General features: G+C 62.2%; 17 protein-coding genes. All 17 read right to left on the bottom strand.

Going from position 1 to position 16,897, the window contains the following annotated elements:
* Positions 1–27: 27 nt before the first annotated feature.
* Positions 28–972 (bottom strand): DUF2493 domain-containing protein, encoded by a 945-nt coding sequence (locus tag FHS79_RS13715; RefSeq protein WP_184201194.1) that lies wholly within the window; start codon positions 970–972, stop codon positions 28–30.
* A gap of 302 nt (positions 973–1,274) precedes the next feature.
* Positions 1,275–1,586 (bottom strand): DUF5983 family protein, encoded by a 312-nt coding sequence (locus tag FHS79_RS13710; protein ID WP_188945108.1) that lies wholly within the window; start codon positions 1,584–1,586, stop codon positions 1,275–1,277.
* Positions 1,587–1,599: 13 nt separating this feature from the next.
* Positions 1,600–3,300: an ATP-binding protein gene (locus tag FHS79_RS13705; protein WP_184201189.1), complete on the bottom strand. Its 1,701-nt coding sequence runs from the start codon at positions 3,298–3,300 to the stop codon at positions 1,600–1,602.
* A 63-nt stretch (positions 3,301–3,363) separates the two neighbouring features.
* Positions 3,364–3,723 (bottom strand): DUF6915 family protein, encoded by a 360-nt coding sequence (locus tag FHS79_RS13700; RefSeq protein WP_184201186.1) that lies wholly within the window; start codon positions 3,721–3,723, stop codon positions 3,364–3,366.
* Between the two features lie 3 nt (positions 3,724–3,726).
* Complete coding sequence (locus FHS79_RS13695; RefSeq protein ID WP_184201183.1) at positions 3,727–4,233, bottom strand: DUF6878 family protein; 507 nt, start codon at positions 4,231–4,233, stop codon at positions 3,727–3,729.
* 56 nt (positions 4,234–4,289) lie between these two features.
* Complete coding sequence (locus FHS79_RS13690; protein ID WP_184201180.1) at positions 4,290–4,934, bottom strand: hypothetical protein; 645 nt, start codon at positions 4,932–4,934, stop codon at positions 4,290–4,292.
* 256 nt (positions 4,935–5,190) lie between these two features.
* Positions 5,191–6,162 carry an ArdC family protein gene (locus tag FHS79_RS13685; protein ID WP_184201177.1) on the bottom strand — a complete coding sequence of 324 codons (972 nt, stop codon included), beginning with the start codon at positions 6,160–6,162 and terminating at the stop codon, positions 5,191–5,193.
* Positions 6,163–6,287: 125 nt separating this feature from the next.
* A complete protein-coding gene (locus FHS79_RS13680; RefSeq protein ID WP_184201174.1) occupies positions 6,288–6,713 on the bottom strand; it encodes a type II toxin-antitoxin system VapC family toxin in 426 nt (141 codons plus the stop codon).
* Positions 6,713–6,970, bottom strand: coding sequence for a type II toxin-antitoxin system Phd/YefM family antitoxin (locus FHS79_RS13675; protein WP_184201171.1), 258 nt, complete (start codon positions 6,968–6,970; stop codon positions 6,713–6,715). The genes FHS79_RS13680 and FHS79_RS13675 overlap by 1 nt, the downstream gene beginning before the upstream one ends.
* A 258-nt stretch (positions 6,971–7,228) precedes the next feature.
* Entirely contained in the window at positions 7,229–7,522 is a 294-nt protein-coding gene (locus FHS79_RS13670; protein ID WP_184201168.1) for a type II toxin-antitoxin system RelE/ParE family toxin, read from the bottom strand.
* A gap of 24 nt (positions 7,523–7,546) precedes the next feature.
* Complete coding sequence (locus tag FHS79_RS13665; protein WP_184201164.1) at positions 7,547–7,822, bottom strand: type II toxin-antitoxin system ParD family antitoxin; 276 nt, start codon at positions 7,820–7,822, stop codon at positions 7,547–7,549.
* Positions 7,823–7,888: 66 nt separating this feature from the next.
* Entirely contained in the window at positions 7,889–12,232 is a 4,344-nt protein-coding gene (locus tag FHS79_RS13660) for a strawberry notch-like NTP hydrolase domain-containing protein (RefSeq protein ID WP_243452892.1), read from the bottom strand.
* Positions 12,233–12,433: 201 nt separating this feature from the next.
* Positions 12,434–12,727 carry a type II toxin-antitoxin system RelE/ParE family toxin gene (locus FHS79_RS13655; protein ID WP_184201161.1) on the bottom strand — a complete coding sequence of 98 codons (294 nt, stop codon included), beginning with the start codon at positions 12,725–12,727 and terminating at the stop codon, positions 12,434–12,436.
* Positions 12,724–12,969, bottom strand: coding sequence for a ribbon-helix-helix domain-containing protein (locus FHS79_RS13650; protein WP_184201158.1), 246 nt, complete (start codon positions 12,967–12,969; stop codon positions 12,724–12,726). The genes FHS79_RS13655 and FHS79_RS13650 overlap by 4 nt, the downstream gene beginning before the upstream one ends.
* A 206-nt stretch (positions 12,970–13,175) precedes the next feature.
* Positions 13,176–15,170 (bottom strand): ParB/RepB/Spo0J family partition protein, encoded by a 1,995-nt coding sequence (locus tag FHS79_RS13645; RefSeq protein ID WP_184201155.1) that lies wholly within the window; start codon positions 15,168–15,170, stop codon positions 13,176–13,178.
* A gap of 39 nt (positions 15,171–15,209) precedes the next feature.
* Complete coding sequence (locus FHS79_RS19345; RefSeq protein ID WP_184201152.1) at positions 15,210–16,127, bottom strand: DUF7146 domain-containing protein; 918 nt, start codon at positions 16,125–16,127, stop codon at positions 15,210–15,212.
* Positions 16,124–16,771 (bottom strand): phosphohydrolase, encoded by a 648-nt coding sequence (locus FHS79_RS13635; protein ID WP_184201149.1) that lies wholly within the window; start codon positions 16,769–16,771, stop codon positions 16,124–16,126. The genes FHS79_RS19345 and FHS79_RS13635 overlap by 4 nt, the downstream gene beginning before the upstream one ends.
* Positions 16,772–16,897: the final 126 nt, after the last annotated feature.

The following is a 16,897-nucleotide window of genomic DNA, read 5'->3' as shown; positions in this document are numbered from 1 at the left end:
CCCGGAGGTCGATGCCGGCGATGCGCGTCAGGCGGCCTTGGCAGCAGCCTGCGCGGGCGGGGTTCCAAGAGGCCCGCGGCGGTCGACCACGTTGATCCGGCGCTGCTTGGCGTCGATGACGAGGCGCTCGAGGACGCCGTTGCCCGGATAGGCGATGACGTAGCGCGGGTTGAGGCTGAGGAACTGCTCGTTGCGCTTGAACCCGGCGCGCTGCCCGAGCCGCATGTCGAGGTTGAAGATGACCTGCGAGATCTTGTGACGTTCGGCCCAGCCTGCGGCAAAGCGGTCAATGCCCTTGCTGTCGCCGCCATGGACGAGAACCATGTCACCAACGCGCTCGCGAACCCGGTCGAGGGTGCGGAAGAGGTTGTCGGCAAATTCGGTTGCGTCGGCCGCATCGATCTTCATGCGTCCCCCGCTGAACACCACCGGTGTGCCTTGTGGCATTGCCTGGGCGCGCTTGGTGTCGGAGCGAGCCTTGATGTAGGCGCGGCCTTCGACCATCGCCGAAGTGACCCCCTTGGCGTTGCGCGCGCCGCTGAACGGACGCCAGCTGTGGGTGGTTTCGCTGCAGTAGAGCATGGCAGCTTCTTCCCGCATCGTCTGGAAGGCCTGCATTGCCGCTTCGGCTTTGCGTGCCTTTTCGATGGCTTCTTCCAGGTTGCTCGAGGCGATTTCGCTCTGGTCGTCTTCAGCGATTGCCAGACGGATCTGGTCGGTCGCATCATCAAGCAGGCGTTCCTGTTTCTCGGCGGCCTTGTGGAAGATGTTGACGAACCCCCAGGCGAGGTCTTCGCCGGCACGCTCCATTGGCGTGTCCGCGAACAGGCCAAAGAGATCGTTCCAGCAAGCGGTGACGGTCTGGCACATTGCATCGTCGGAGGGGATTTCCTGTGTGCCGGATTCGGCATCGCGGACGTTCAGATTTTCAAGGCCGAGCGCGATAAGCTGGGCGGCAAGACTGGTCTGCATTGAAGGTCTCCTGAGTTACACCTGCGGGAAATCCGTCGGCGTGAGCCCAAAATGACCGGGGCAACGGTGGTCGGGATGCGCCGCAGCGAAGCTGCGCCTCCGGGCGGTGGGGGAGCCGATTTTGTGGTGCCGGCGGCAGCGTTTGCGCCGACGCGGCCACCGCAAAATTGGGGGGACCGCCGAGCCTTCCCGAGCATCGGGGTTTCGGTCAGGGCTCACCTCTCGCCGACGAACCCGCAGGGGACGAAGGGGACTCTCTTCGCGGCCGGCTGCCCGCCCTGGCTATGCCGCCTCGGCTCTGATCAACTGAGCAGCGGCAATTCGGTGCACACTGGTTCGTCACGATCAATGAGCAGCCAGTCACAGCCCTGACGCTCGGCCGCTTCGAGGATCGCCCAAAGCGTGTCGGAGACGTCGACCGGTCGGTCATCTTCCAGAACAAGCGCCGTGTTCAGGAAGAAGCCGTAGCGATGTGCCTCAACAGCGATGCCGTGGAAATCGATTGCAGGACGTCCATCGGTGATCGGCGCCGACCTGATCAGCCGTTCGATGGTGCGCAATTCCGCTGGCGGCAGGTGCCTTGGCGAAAGGACAGCAAGCCCTGAGATACGCATGGCGGGACCCCCTTCAGACTGACGGCGCAGCGGTGTCGGCTGCGTCTAGTGGTTCAAGGACGATGGTCGTGCCGCTCGGGCCATGCTCGAGCCGCAAGACGCGATCTGCAGGGATCAACCAGCGCAGGTTTTCGTGGAACGCTGCTTCGATGCTCGCAACCGTTGCTGCCTCGGCGCCCTGCAGCAGCGAAGTCGCGAGGATGATGCTTTGGCTCCGCCAGTAGCGCAGCTGGGTATCAAAGCTGTCGCAGTCCCGGTCGTCAGAATGGCAGAAGTAAGCAGCATCTAGATAGTCTGCGAGGATGCCGGGGGTGAGCTTGCATGTGGCCGACCCAAACCCCCTGACGACAGCGATGCTGGCGTCTTCGAGGTCCCAGTTGTCGTCGGTTTGCAGCAGCATGTCGGTGCCCAGCTGATAGACCTGTTCAAGCCCCTGCTCGTTGACGCTGAGTTCGGCCGCGATCGCGTCGACGGCAGGATGTTCGAGGTTGAGCAGATCGCCGCAAAGTGTATCGACGTAGATAGACGACCCTTGCTTGATGACGAAGCGCAAGGTGTCGACGCAGGCGAGCCTGTCGTACCAATCATAGCCGGCAAGTCGTGCTTCGGCGCGCACGAGGCGCTCTGAGAGGGCGGTGTTCGATACGGCAAGGGCGCGGGACAGGCTCTGCTCATCGGCAGTGCCCATGGTCTTGATGACGACGAGATCATCCCCGGTGCGCGTTATCCGTTCCTTGTAGTCGGCCAGCGCCGGGTCGGCAGTGATCGCCACAAAGCCGGTCAGTCCCTCGGCGGCCGGTGCCAGATCGAACCCCAGGACCTTGGCGCGGCACCAGTCCTCATAGGCAAGCCGGTGCTGGCCGCGTTTTGCGATGGCCCGGTAAATGGCCTCCTCGACGGCGCGATCGAGGTCCCCGAGGAACCTGGTTGCGACGATTTCCTTGCGGGCGGGCAGCGTCAGCTGGAGTTCCGGGCAATCGACAATGTCGATCTTCGTGCACCAGATTTTGTCGGAGTCGATCTCCTTTACCATCGGCAGCTTGTGCTCGACGGTGAGGCCGTAAAAGTTTATCGATGACCGGAACACGCCGTAGCGATCGGGCGTGTTGAAGACGCCGATCCGCAGGCCTTCGAACGCTGCGATGGTTTCGGCGCCGTCGAGGAAGTCGAGGCGTTCCAGCACGGTGCCGTTCAATTCGACCTCGATCGGATAGTAGCGGGCGCTGGCGGCGATAGCCTTGCAGGCGTCGTCGATACGACCGGCAGAAATCTCGACGGTGAACGTCGTGCCATTGCCGCGCACGCAGCCATGCACTTCGATGTCGCGCCCCGATGTCCAGTCAGCGCCCTCAATGATGGCTGACCAGCCAGGGCTGCTTGTGCTGCGTGTCGTGACGCGGACTCGGCGACCGGCGAGACTGAACACGCCCATGCCGGCGGGGTCTTCGCTGCGCATCGTGTTCTTGTCCCACCCGGATGCGCCCAGGCGGAGCAGCTTGGTCGGGTCTTCGATACCGCGGCCATCGTCGGCAATGGTCAGTGTTGCGCTGTGGTGGCTGTGCTGGGTGGTTGTCACCACCACTCGGGTTGCGCCTGCACGCCGCGCGTTCTGCAGCAGCTCGGTCGCGATGTCGGCTTCGGTCTGATTGAACAGCCGCGTTACCTTGCCGATGAGGCCCGGGTCGACGCTGGCGTTGATGGCATGAACGGTCATGGTGCTGATCCTCTTGTCGAACGAGATGGTTCGATGCGGCGCTGCCACCTTCCCTCTGTCCGGTTATTGGGAATCGCTCGCGTCGAATTGCTGCGAAAGCCGCTGCCCCTTTGTCATCCAGGGTTCGACGCGCAGCGCCCGGGCCCAATCGGCAAAGCTGGGGATACGTCCGAGGTCTTCACGGACATGCTGCTCACCGATCAGCCTGACCGGCACGATCCGGCCATCGCTGTTGGTGAGCGTGGTGCCAAAGATCGCCTCCAGCATGAAGATGCCCTCGGTATGGTGCCGCAGTGCCCGGTGTCGGAGATCGCCGATGTGCGCCTTGCTCTGGTCGAACCAGTCGTGGAGGACCTGGTAATCTTCGGGGTTGCCGCCCCATTGGCGGACGCTCGAGATCGAATGATAATAGCAGTGTGACATGGCTCAGAACGCGCGTTCCGAGGTGTCGTAATCGACAAATCGCGATCGGTGCTCGAGCGTGATCGTTTGGCTGGCAACAGCGAAAGTGATCAATCCGCAGGCGCCTTCATTGTCCTCCCAGCCACCATGGGTGGTTTCGAGAAGGGCGCAGGCAGCAGATTCGATGGCATCACGCAGGGCATGGGTTTCCTCGTTCTGGGTGAGGTTGTCGAAACCAAGCGTGACGATCGCGACCTTTGTGTCCGGGAACTCGAGCGGCTGATTGTCGGCGTCAAAGGCTTGCGGGGGTTCAAGATTGCCCTCATCGCCGCCGCCATCATATTCGATGGTGACACAGGCGATGCTGGCGGCGGCAAGCGCGGGAAAGATGGCGGTCTTGTTGAACGCGATGGTGCTTTCGAGTGCCGCATCGGTTGCCGCCAGAAAATTGACGACGCGGTCAGCAATGTGAGCGCTCGTCGTCGTCGACGTGATTTGCAGCAATGCTGCCGGGTGGATTGTGTCGGTCACGAAAAGTCCTTTCTCGATTGAATGCTGAATGCTGAATGCTGGAGATGGCGTGCTGGTCAGGCGACGAGGCGATCGTCGGAGACAGGCACAGCAAGGCCAAGGTCCCGGCACAGCCTGGCCGCGAACACCCCGGGCTTGGTCAGTTCCCGGATGCCGGCGTAGTGGTTCCGCATCCCGGAATAGTCGCGGCGGCCATTACAGCGGCGGTACATGATCTCGCCATTTTGCGAGAAGCCGCCGCACGACATGGAGACGTAAAGCTCGTCGCTGTGCAGGATGATCTCGCCCGACACGGCAATGCCACCGGGGCTCGACCTGATGTCGAATTCACTGCGCTCAAACCCGAGCGCTTCGGCAAGCCGGCTGAGTGCCTTCCGGCCTTCCGAGTGGAAGGCCTTTTTGGCGTCGGCGTCGTAAGCGACACCGCGGTAGGCCAGGGTAACCAGCATCGGCTTGCGGCGAAGGTCGCTGATGGCTTCCATGCAATCCTGGCGGAGCGCTGCATCGGAGCGGCCGTTTGCGGTGGCAACGGCGCCAAGGTGTCGTGCCAGCATCAAGACAGCGGGGTCGGTCTCGGCGGCGTTGCCAGACCGGCGGCAATCTTCGATGGCGGCAGACAGGCCGTGGACAGCGCTGGTAAGCGTGCTCAGTGCCGATGGGTCGACGGCTTGCTGGAAGCGAAACGCGGTATCGTAGCTCATGAAAGGTCTCCTGGTTGCGGGTTGAGGGCGCTCGCAGGTCGCCCCCTCCCCTCCCGATCAGTCGCCTTGCACGACGGTGATGGTGAACCGCGATCCGTCTTCGAACAGGACGATGACGGCGCCGGTGACGAGGTCCTCGTCCACGAGTTGAATCCTTTCGTCGGACTGGCTGATGATGCTCTCGATAAAGCGGGCGAGCTTTTCTGCCTAAGGCGGCGCCGGAGGTGACTTTCTGGGCGCCGTGGCTTTGAACCTTTCAGGCTGCGATGGGCAAAGCGTCGTCGAAATCTTCCTCGATTTCGGCAGCATCGTTCATGTTCTGTTCTGCTCGCGTCAACAGGTAGCCAGCGGCAGCTTCAGCCTTGGCGGCGGCTGACAGCAGCGCCTTCTCATCGTCCTTCAGGATCTTGATCCAGGACGCGATGTAGCTGGCGTGATTATCCAGATGTGTTACAGGTAATCCGAGTTCAGCGCCTATATAAGCGCTTGAAATCTCTGCTAAAAGTTCTTCCCTCGCATAGTCTTCCGACCCGAAGCCGTTGCTGATCTTGCGGTCGAGTCTCGACGAATGGCCTGTCCAGTGGCTCAGTTCATGCCCGGCGACAGCACCATATTGGGCATAGCTTTCGAAGTCCTGCCAGTGCGGCATGTGAATGACATCTTGACTGGGAATGTAGCACGCGCGCGACCCGCCGCTGATGATCGTCGCGCCTGATGCTGCAATGAATGCGTCGATTGTCTCGCGGTGTTCTTCGTCGGGAATGGCACGCGGCACCGGCGGCGTCGCATAGCGATCGGGAAGGCCGTCGATCTGGCAGACGTTGAAAACGTTGTAGGTCTTCATCACGCGGCGTTGCGAGCGCTGCTCCTCGCCGGTGGCCGGGTCCTGTTCGGTCTTGCCATAGGACTTGTAGAAGACCGCGATTGTAGACTTCTCGCCCTTGCGGACCTGGCCGCCCAGTTCGGTCGCTTGCCGGTAGGTCATCCACGTCGGCATCGAAAAGCCGCGTTCTTCTGCGACGCACCACAGCCAGATGACGTTGATGCCGCGATAAGGCTTGCCACAGGCACGCATCGGCCTGGTGATATCGCACGCGGTTGTCCAAGGCCGCCGCCATGGGCTTGTGCCTTCCTCGAGGCGTTTGATGATCGCATCGGTGATGATCCGTGCCGGCGAGACCGTGTCGGCACGAGATCTTGCGGCAAATCGGCTCTTGGGAGAGGGCATGACGGGGCTCCTTGGGCTTAGCCCGCCGGATTGGCCGGGCTGCTTGCCCACCACCGTCTTTCCTCTGATCGTGTTTTCTTGAGCGGATATGCCTCGCAAAATCCGCTTTCATCACACCCGAAAACCTATCCGTTCATCTCCCAGGGATTGATGAGTTCAACGCCCGTAGCCTCGAAGTCTGCCGTGTTTCGCGTGACGACCTGCATACCGTGAACAAGCGCGGTCGCAGCGATCATTGCGTCCCGGTCCGACCTTCGGTCAGGAACATGCAAGGCTGCACAACGGCGCGCTGCCGCTGTGTCGAACGCGATAATCCGGCCATCGAAAGCTGTGAGGACATTGTTCTCGAGCCAGCCTCGCAGGAGGGTGCCTTGGGCAGGGTCTTTGCGTTCGATCTGCAAAATGCCGATTTCGATTTCGAGGATGGTGATGCTCGAGATGAACAGCATCGGGACCGCCACGCTGGCGGCCCAGGCAACGACATTGGCATTGGCGCGTCCTGATGTGGCTTTGCGCAATTCCGAAACGACGTTGGTATCGAGCAGATACATCAGGAAAGGTCGGCCGGACGATAGAGTTCGCCCTCCAGGCGCTGCGGCTCGAACTCGATAGGTTCTGTTCCTGACATCCCGAGAAGCTCGACGATGCTGCCGGCCGAGGCTGACAGGCGGCGATAATCGTCGATGGTCAACAGGACGTGCGCCGGCCTGCCGCGATCGGTAATGAAAACCGGGCCATTTTGCGCGGCTCGCTTGGCGCCGCTTGCATCCTGGTTGAACTCGCGGCTCGATACTGTGGTTACGCTCATGACATGCGCCTCCGTATAAGTAGATATGTTTCTACATGAGGGCGTGCTTGGTAGCAAGCCTATGCGGCCGCCAGCTCCAGTTCGTACAATCCAATGACAACACCGACGATGTTTGCAGTCTTATCCGGTAGCCGGGATGACCGGGTCTTTTAGGAGATTATCTCGGTGAACCCGCCTGGCGTTTTTTACCAACAGGGGCGGCGGCGCTGACCGCTGATCGCCTGCTGTCCTCTGGGTGATCCCTTCAGATGTCCTTCATCAGCCGTTGAATAACCGCTGTAAGTCTCTGGCGCCGTGCAGGACGCGGACGATCTGGATCTGATCGGCGATCTCCTGAAAGAAGATCAGGTATCGACCGTGACGAGCCGCGCGAAGACCCGGCGCAAGGTCGTCGCGCGCCGGAAAGCTTGCCGGTCGCCGGGCGGTTTCAGCAGCGGTGCTCTGGAGTTCATCGACGAAACTGATTGCGCGATCGGGATTATCATCGGCAATGAACAATGTGATCGCCTTCAAGTCGGCAAGCGCCGCAGGCAGGTAGACGAGGCGTTTCATGGAGGTTGCCGCTGTCCGGATTCTTTAGATTTGCGCTGCCCGGCGTTCGGCGATGATAGCGTGCAGCTCGGCATACACCTGGTCGGCCGGGATGCCCGGGCCACTGTCCAGACCGACACGGATAGCTTCCCGTAGCGTCTCCAGTTCACGACGCTCGGTGTCATGAAGGCGCGTCCAGTCCCGCAAGGCTTCGCGCACCACTTCGCTCGTCGAGGCATAGTCGCCGGCTTCTACGGCATTGCGGACCGTTGCCGCCATTTCGGCGGGCACGGTGATCGTCAGGCGTTCAATCGTCGACATGGGACATCTCCAAATGTGTGCATACTTTATCATACGAATTGGTGCCGCGCGATAGTTTTGTCGGTATTATGCCGCGGCCAACTGGTGCGGCGCGTCGCGGTCAATGACCGTCGATATAATCCCGGCTGCCCTGTCCGCCGGCAGGAACAATCGGGTCTTGTAGGAGATGATCTCGGTGAAGCCGCCGAGCGATTTGTACCAATCGAGCTTCTCGGGCGCGAACCCCTTCAGCTCGATGCGGCGGCTGCCGTTGACCAGTGAGGGCCAGATCGACATCTCCGTGCCTGGCAGGTCGACCTTGCGGCCTTGTGCGATGGCAGATTTCACGAGCACCTCTGGATCGACATCGATCTTGATGGCGATGCCGAGCTTGGTCGAAAGTTCGCCAAGGTCGGCGTCGGGAACGATGCGGCCGAGCCACGATTGACCAGCTTTGTCGGCAATGCGCCAGACGCGCACCTCGTCGCGGGGCAGCTTGTTCCAGATCGGCAGCAAGAGCCCGGTGGCGATGTTGATCGTCTCGATCTCCATGCGTTCAGCGGCGGCAGCTGCTTCGGCGTGCCAGAGCGGCTCGAACATGCCGAGCTCGATTTCCTCCCAGTGGCTTTCTTCGAGGGTCGACCGTTTGATGCGCTCGGCTTTAGTCGGCCGGATCAGATGCTCGACCGGCAGCACGGCACCGTCGTCAGCCATGACGCTGACGCCTGGCACAGCCGCTGCGACCATGTGGGACCGGCCGTTGCGGAGCCAGCGGACACCGCGGCGTGTCCCGCTTGTTGCCATCATCCGCTCGAATGACAGGATGCGCGGACGAAAGTGCATCTCGAGGCGGAGCAGGTGGCTTTCGGCACCGGTATCAACATCGCGCCGAAGCAGATGGCGTTCGATCTCGACCATGCGTTCGGCAACGATCGTCTCGACGCCGACATCGAGCTTGCCAGCTTCGCGCAGCGCATCGATGCGGGCCTCGACGAGCCCGAGATACTCGTCGAACACGGCGTTCTGCAGCGCGATTGGGAAGGCGAGCAGGCGGTTAAGCCAGCGCTGGATCGGCGGCAGATCGTCTTTCAAGCCGCCGCCGTCCACGTCCGTTAGCTTCAGCCCCGACTTCCGCTCGAACGTCGCGAAGTCGATGCTGGTCAGCTTCTTTTCGTAGAGGAGGTGATACCAGCGGTTCAGCGCTTCCTTGGCATGGGCGCTTTCGAGATTGTCGGCCGCATTGAACAGGTTTTGGCCGCCGGTCTGACGCTGGCCGCGGGTCAGGGCGCCAAGGCTGTCGAGGCGGCGCGCGATTGTCGAGATGAAGCGCTTCTCGCCTTTCACATCGGTGGTGACCGGCCGGAACAGCGGTGCTGAGGCTTGATGGGTCCGGTGCGAGCGGCCAAGCCCCTGGATGGCAGCATCGGCCCGCCAGCCCGGCTCGAGCAGATAATGGATGCGCCGCGCCTGGTTCCGGGCGCCCTTGTCGGCATGGTAGCTGCGCCCGGTGCCGCCGGCGTCCGAAAATACGATGATGCGCTTGGCGCCGTCCATGAATGCCGAGGTTTCCGCCAGATTGGTGCGGGGGCTGCGGCTTTCGAGCTTCTGGTTGCCATTGCGGTCGGTGATGAGGCGCTTGGTGCGCCCGGTGACCTCGGCGACCATGTCGGCACTGAAGTGCTTGATGATTTCATCGAGCGCGGCCGAGACTGCCGGCAGGGCGCAAAGCTGTTCGATCAGCCGGTCACGCGCAGCAACCGCCTCGCTGCTGATCAGCGGATTGCCATCCTCGTCATGCGCCGGGCGCGAGCGCAGGAAGCCTTCGGCGTCGGTGTAGATCTCCATGGCGCGGGTTGGAAAGGCGTTGGTCAGATAGTCGATCACATATTCACGCGGGGACAGCTCGATATCGAGCGAGGCGCGTTCCTCGGGCGACAGGTCGGCCAGGCGCCGCCCGAGCATGGCTTCGGCGGTCGAGACAAGCTGGATGACAACGGCATCGCCGCGGGCAAGGTCGGCCTCAATCGCGGGGATCAGGCTTGGCAGCTTCATCGCGGTCAGCATCTGGCCGAAGAAGCGCTGCTTGGTGCTTTCGAACCGGGAGAGCGCCGCACCCTTGGCATTACCGTTGAGGGTCTTGCCCGACATGGCGTCGACGACGTTGGTGGCCTCGAGGATGATATCGAGGTTCTGGTGGATAATCTCCCAGGCGTCGCAATAAGTATCGTAAATGCTGATCTGCGCCGGCGTCAGCTGGTGATCGAGGATGTCGTATTCGACGCCCTCGAACGACAGCGCGCGGGAGGTGTAGAGGCCGAGCGCCTTCAGGTCGCGGGCAACGAGTTCCATTGCTGCCATGCCGCCTTCCCGCATCTGCGTCATGAAGATCTCGCGGGATTCGAACGCAGTGCCGGTGCCCCACAAGCCAAGGCGGGTCGCATAAGCAAGGTTGGCGATGTCGGTCGCGCCTGTCGCCGAGACGTAGAGGATGCGGGCGCGCGGCAGCAGATGCTGGAGGCGGACGCCGCAGATGCCCTGCTCGGACCCCTTGACCGGGCCGCGCGTGCTGGCGGAACCAGCGGCATTGGCCATGGCATGCGCTTCATCAAAGACGATCAGGCCTTCGAACGCGGGTGCAAGTTCCGGCACTTCTGCGTCCCCTGCCCCCAACCATTTCAATATCTGGTCAAGACGGCTCCCTTTGTCAGGGCGCGACGACCGCAGCGTTGCATAGGTCGTGAACAGGATGCCGCAATCCATGGTGACGGGATCACCCAGCCCCCAATCGGTCAGGCTCTGGATGTCGATCCCGATGCCGCCGAGCGCCGCCCAATCGCGGCGGGCGTCCTCGAGCAAGGCGGCGGATTTCGAGACCCAGACATGGCGGCGATTGCCCTTCGACCATTGGTCCATCACGATACCGGCGACCTGGCGACCCTTGCCGGCTCCGGTGCCGTCGCCGAGGAAGAACCCCGCCCGATAGGCGGCACCTTCGGCATGCTCGGTCAGTTGGAGGCCATGCTCATCCGCCTGGTAGCGTCCGGGCAGGTCGCGTTCGAACGATTGGCCGGCATAGATCAGCGTCTCGAGTTGCGCTGCTGACAGGGCGCGGGAAGCAAGGAGTGGCAGCTTGGGGCGATAGTTGGCCGGCGGCGGCGCGATCGACGCCATGGCAAGCGATTCAACCAGCGGTGTCGGGTGGTCGGTTGCATTCTCGAAGTCGATACGGGCGACACGATAGGGCACATAGATGCCGACAGGGGCAGCGCTGGCGCGGATTTTGGTGCGCGAGGTATAGGGAATTTCGCAAGCATCGCCGCCGCTCAAGTCAAGCTGCGGCGGGCGCGGGGCGATCGGCTTCTTCGTCGCGGACGAGGCCAGAAGGCTGGCGCTGCGGACGGCGGGCTTGATCGTCGGAGTCACAGCGACGTGCGGAGCCATTTTGGTCGCAGGCAGAACGAATGGCAGACGCTCCGGAACAAGGGCGATCTTGTGCATCGCTTCGCTGTAATGGGTGGCGACGGCGCGGACGGTCTCGCTTGTACGACCTTTGTCGTAGACCAGGATACGCACGGTAATGCCCGTGCCGTGCTTGGCGTAGAATTTGCCATCGCAAAGCATGTCAAAGGTCGGCGGCACAACCTTGGCGACAGCGCCGTAGCCAGCAGCGCCGCTGGCGTCGGGCGAGAACCATGACGGCATGATGGCGACGCAGCGCCCGCCATCGACGAGCGTCATCAAGGCAGCGCGCAAATGCCGGGCGCCGGCGAAGGCGTCGTCGCCGATCCCGGCGGATTTGGAATAGGGCGGGTTCATCAGCACGACCGATACTGGCTCGCGGATGTGGTCGTGAATCTGCGCCGCATCGTGGCGGGTCAAGCTGAGCCGCTGGAAGACGCGCGCGAGCAAGGCGGCACGCTGGTCGTCGAGTTCGTTGAGCAGCACATTGGCGCCGGCAAGAACGGCTTGAACAGCGAGCAGGCCCGTTCCGGCGGACGGTTCGATGACGGTATCGCCCTTGCCCATCCGGGCAGCGAAGCCGGCGATAAAGGCGAGCGGCGCCGGTGTCGAAAACTGCTGGAGGGCAACCTGGGTTTCGGACCGGTAGGTCTGCGTCGGCAAAAGGTAGCTCAAGCCCTCGATCGCCCCGAGCGAGGATTGGGGGCTGGCGGGAGCGAATACGTCGCTCGTCTCGGCGAGTTGAAGCAGCACCTGTGCCACCTCGGCGGCGTCATAGGCATCACGCATCGACCATGCGCCGCTGGCATCGCTGGTGCCGAACGCGCTTTCCATGAACCCGGTCAGGTCCCGGCGGCTGATTTCGGTGCGGGCTTTCAGACGGGCAGCGATCAGCTGGGCGACCTTGATCAAGAGATCGGCTTTGCGCGCTGTGCTGTTGATTGTCGGGACGAGGTCGAGCTGCATGGTCATCGGGCGTCTCCTGGCGTGCCCGGGCTGTGGATCGCCGGGTCAACAGGCTGCCGCCTTCTCTGCTCTCAGAATTCCATCTGTGGGCGCGCCGCCTCGTGTCCGCCGCGTTGCCAAACACGCCAGACACATCTGACGGTCTGTTCGAGCATGGCGCTCAGGTAATCATAAACGTCGCCTTGGGCGGGGACACGAACTCGCTGGCTATGCCTCGGGCAGATGCCGTTCGATATCCATTGCACCGTGCAGGATCCTCGCGACCGTCACTCGTTGCGCTGCGGGATCGACTTCGAGGATAAGATAATGCGATCGCACGCGCTGAATACGAAATTGGCCCCGCAGCGGCTTTGTTCGTTCGGGGTGTTCCGCCGCTAATTTTGCTGCATCGCGAACGTCTTCAAGATAGCGGCGGGCCACAACGGCGCCCCAGTTGTCGACCGAGTAGCGCTGAAGTGCCTGCATTTCCTGTCGCGCCAGGTTTGACCAGGCCAGCTTCACGTCGTGGCTGACATTTCATCAACAAAGCTGTCGACGTCGAAACTTTCGTCGATACCCGACGCCATTCCTTCCTGCCCAAGCGACACGAGCCGGTCGATGACCCGGGCATCGTCCTCGAGCCGCCGCAGGCCAGCCCGGCACGCCTCGGACAGATTTTCAAATCTTCCTTCAGTCACGAGCCGCTGGCCGATAGCCTTGGTTGCGCCCAGGTTGACGCTTGCCAGACCTTCACGTTGGGTCATCTTCGTATCCTCCAGTGGTATGCTACATTGTATTACATCCTTGGTGCGTCGCCAAGCATCATTGGCCACAATCGACCACGATCATGCCGGTCATAACGCCAAAGCCGGCAACGAGGCCGCCTGCCGCTGCAAGGCCTATTGTCATATGCCCTAGAAAAAGGGAGCCGTCTCGCGACGACTCCCCAGCTGGACGCTCAGGAAACGGGTCAGGCGGCTTTTTCGAGATCGTCGCCTTCGGCATCATCCGTGGTCACCGTACCGGCTTCGACTTCGGTATCGGCGCCCGGCTCGCCGGCCTCATCAGCAATCCCGGCCTCCGTGGTGAACATCATGACGTCGGGGACCCAGGCCAGTGCGGCCTCCCTGATCTTGGCTTCGACAATCGATGCGCCGGCGCAAAGCTTTTCGGCGGCGGCTGCGATGTCGCCCTTCTTGGCATTGGCGTAGCGGCTCTTCAGCTCGGTGCCGCCGATGGCTTCGAGGGTTTCGAGAACCGCCGATTTGCGCACCCGGCCGAAGTAGTTGGCCGCGGTCGGGCGCCACCAGGCAGCGACGTCGATGCCAAGATTGCGACCAAGCAGGTTGTGAAGCGGCGCGTTCACCTCGTCTACCAAAGTGGCCTCGAGGGTGCGTGCCACCGTCCAGCCCGCCCAGGCACCGCGATGTTCGGCGTCGAGGGCGCGAAAGGCATCGAAGCGGGTGCCGATGTCCTTGTGCTCGGTCCAGCCATGGCGAAGACCGCCATGGAAGGTCTGGAGTGCGTCGATCGCCGCGCCTTCGGGTTTGAAGCCGAACGGCACGCGGCCCGGCGAGCCGCCAGAAAGGGTCGAGCCACTGTTGTAGCCGTAGCCGGTCTTGGTTTCGCGATCGGCGAGAAGGAAGATCGCCAGATCGATGGCAGTGCCGGCGTCATTGGCGACGTGCAGCGCCAGCAACTGCGTGCGCTGGACGGCCAGTTCATCGCGAAGCACCTTGCCGATGACCGGCTTGCCGCTGTCCTTGTCGTCGTCTTCGGTTCTGCCAATGACGACCGAGCCATCTTCTGCTGTGGTGCGGGTGGTCTGCGGATCGATGAACACCCGCTCGTAGAGCTTCGGCGTCCCATCATCGCTGATCACCAGAAACGCTGTTGCAACCGCCTTGGTTTCGGCATCAACCTCGGCCGTCTTGTTCTCGATGGCGTCGGCTTCTTCGCGCAGGGCCTCGTACCGTGCATCCTCGTCATCGTTCAGGCCTTCATTCTCGGCCAGCTCCTCGATGACATCGATCTCGGCTTCGATCTCGATGATGCGCTGCTTTTCAGCGTCGGTCAGTTCGACTGGCGCTGTATGAACCGGGCGCAGATATTGCGTCTGGTCCCAGGCCGGGCGGCCATCGAGGACGGTCAGGACAGTCCCAAAGCCTTCGACTGCTGCCGCTGCTGCTTCCATCTTTTCGTTGGCAAGAGTTGCGACAAGTGTGCTGTCGAGCCAGATCTCGCCCTCATCCCCGCTGAACAGGTCGCTTTCGATGCGGCCGCCGGCAGCGACATAGGCGTCCCTACCGACCAGTTTGGCGAGCCGATGATCGCTGTTGATCGTTTCATCGGTCATCATCCGGCGGATGATGTTGGCATCGTGCCGATTATAGCTGTTGCTCATCTGGGCAAAGACCGTTTCCTGCCGGTCGATGTCAGTCGTGGTGCCATAGGCCTTGGCAGCATCGAGGCTGATCTTGCCATCGCGCAGCGCCTCGAAGACATTTGTTGCGAGGCTTGCAAGCCGGATGCGCCCTTCAACGAAACGCGCCGTGAGGCCGAAGCGCTTGGCAACGTCTTCGCACGTCGCGCCATCAACTTCGATGAAGTGGCGAAACGCCGTGCATTCATCGGCCGGGTTCATCGCCTGGCGCTGGTAGTTTTCGGCGAGGCTCGTTTCGCCCGCCGTGCTGCTGTCGTTGAGAACCAGCACCGGCACGGCATAGTCCTTGGGAAACACGCCTTCGGCAATCAGCGCCTGGACGCTGCTCAGGCGACGGCCGCCGGCAGTGATTTCGAACTTGCCGGTCTTTTTGGGAACCGCAAAGCCGATCAGGTTCTGCAAGACGCCGCGCGCGGCGATATCGGCCTGAAGCTGGGCCTGGAGCCCGACTTCGACCGCGGTGAGGCGGACGTTTTGTTTGCTCAAGGTACAATTGCGCGCCTGGATCATCTGGATGGTCATGGTGTCGTCTCCGGTCGAGCCATTGCCACCATGGCTGGCTCAATCGGCCGCTGCCTTCTCCCCTCTCAATCGCATGGCGATCGCATTCCAGTCATCCTTGCCATTGGAAGCTGCCTGCGGTGGCAGCAACAACTCGATCGTTTTTGCAACGCGCGACCTTTGCGCGGCAAGCTGCCAGGCGCGGCGACCGCCATTGTCGGGGTCGGGTAAAATGACCAGTCGGCGCACGATTGGCGGTATCGACACGATCCCGAACCGTTCATTGCCAACGACGGCCCAGACCGGGAAGCCAAGTCGCTCGCTTGCCGACATGGCAGTCTCAACGCCTTCGGCAAGGCCGAGCGTTTCGCCGGCAGGCTGAAGCCTTACTGCGCCGGTGCCCGGTCGGCCGAGCAGCCGTTTCGGATCGCGAATGTCTGCTTTCCAGCCTGTTTTTTCATCCAGAAACGTCCGATGAACGGCAACAAGCCCGCAATCATCTCGAATGGCTGCAATCAGTGCCGGCAAGAACCGGGCGTCAGCTTTGCTTCCGAGCTGCGCGCGGGGGTGAAAGCGGAGCTGGTCACTGCGCATGCTGATGGCACGGTACTCAAGATAGGCCTCGGCAAGCGTGCCGGCGACAGGATGGGTTGTGTCCCAGAGGCGCAGCGCCATGCCGCTATCGGTATACGCTTTCTTGGGTCGGTCCTCGTTGGTTGCCCCAAGGCCGTCCCTCCCGACCTGACCGCCGCGCCGCAGCGCGCGGATGACGTCAATGGTTTCGCAGCCTGCGAAGCAATGAAACAAAAGGCTGCGGTCGCCGACGCGGACGGACAGGCTCGGCGATGTATCGTTATGCGCCGGGCAGCAGCACATGCCGCCCCCTCCGCTCCCATTGCTCGACCATTTGCCGCGAAGCGATTCAACGAGGTCGCGACCTTCGACTTCGAGGCTGGTTCGCGAACCAACGGTTGTCACAATGGATCTCGGCAAACAGCTGTCGCGGAATAAAGCCGGTGATACTGATGCTCGAGCGCCGACAGCCAGCGCGCAGCAGCGTATTCGCTTGGCCAAGGCTCCCAGGGGAGGAACTCGCTCGTGTCGAGGGGATCGGTCTCGAGCGGTGTTTCGGCGATGCTGAGCGATGTGCGGATTTCATAGCGCGACCATTTGACGACATGAAGTGCTTCACTGGCCGCCGCGATCCGATCGGCCTTTTTGTGGCAACGCCAAGAAGCTTCCATCAAAGGCATGAGACCGTAGCGTGAAGCGACCGCGCGGTTGAGCTTTTCGCACATGTCGGAAAATGGCTTGCCCAGAAACGGTTTGAGCGGCGCAATGCAGTCAAACCCAATCAGGCCTTCCTCGGCATCGTGGAGCAACTCGTAAAGCGCGGCCTGCGGGGTAAGCGGTCCGAACATCGCTTCACTGATCGCATGCACTGCGAGGCTATGCTGTGCGACTGACAATGGGCGCGGCCAGGCCGAATGCCCACCCCAGCGGAAGGTACGTGACAATCCGACGGCAAGGTCTTCGTCAGTCCAGCTGCCGGGGTCAGGCGCCGCGAGATCGATGATGGCACCGCTACGCAGCAGCACGAAAGGACGCTGGATATCAGTCATTGTTGACGACGAGTTTAAGGCCATCGGAATCGTAACCGGGGCAGATTGCCGGGCGTTAGGCAGCAGCGAGCCTGACGAGGCTGGGCAGACTGGGGATGCTCGACGCCCCTGGGACAGCGAAGCGGT

The sequence above is a fragment of the Polymorphobacter multimanifer genome (assembly GCF_014205635.1).
GTDB classification, from domain to species: domain Bacteria; phylum Pseudomonadota; class Alphaproteobacteria; order Sphingomonadales; family Sphingomonadaceae; genus Sandarakinorhabdus; species Sandarakinorhabdus multimanifer.
Note: the sequence above shows the minus strand (reverse complement) of the source record. Positions and strands in the feature narration are given on the sequence as shown.